This window comes from Streptomyces brasiliensis (assembly GCF_014647875.1).
GTDB classification, from domain to species: domain Bacteria; phylum Actinomycetota; class Actinomycetes; order Streptomycetales; family Streptomycetaceae; genus Streptomyces; species Streptomyces brasiliensis.
This window is the reverse complement of record NZ_BMQA01000266.1, coordinates 1-628: the sequence shown is the minus strand read 5'-3', so window position 1 is coordinate 628 and position 628 is coordinate 1. Positions and strand designations below refer to the sequence as shown.

The 628-nt window shown below is 34.6% G+C and carries 1 protein-coding gene; it reads right to left on the bottom strand.

All coding sequences use genetic code 11. The features are described from left to right. Nucleotides 1–182: 182 nt before the first annotated feature. On the bottom strand, nt 183–628 hold a 446-nt coding region (locus tag IEZ19_RS54475), incomplete at its 5' end, for a hypothetical protein (protein WP_506005024.1).

Sequence of the window (628 nt, the reverse complement as noted above, 5' to 3'; positions counted from 1 at the left end):
CTTATTTAATGATATATTTAATTAGTTATACCTTTTTAAAGGTTATTGTATTTTACAGTTCGTTTTAGCGAACTTTTATTTTTATTACTTGATTATGGTTATAAATGTCTTTAAAACCTTGATATGACGGCATTATAAAAAGCACCATAATTAATATGGTGCTTGGTTGCTGCTTTTATTTTTTATCTAACTCTATCATCATGTCCGTGATAATTTACTGGTGTGCCTCCTAGTTGATAAAAACGGTCGTACATATAGCCTGAAAGCTCCTCAAACGCCGTATTTAAACGGTTAAATGCGTTTCTAGTACCGATATATTCACGGTCTTCTAATAACGCTCTTCTTGTATAAGCAACTTCTTTCGCAAACGCAACGTTTAAATCATATGATGCTGAGTTCCTATTTCTACTTTGAAAATACTCTAAACCTGCACTCTTAATAGGGTTTAAAAGGTCTAGAAGCGGTTGTGCGTCAGGTCTTAATCCTCTTTCTTCTGCAATACTAGGTCTTGCGTCTGTAAGGCTCTCAGCCTCTTGTATATAGCCACTATCTTCTAAATCGCCGATAACATTATCAACTTCTTTTTGTACGTCTTCTCCTTGCTCTAATGCTTCTCTATAGCGTACAA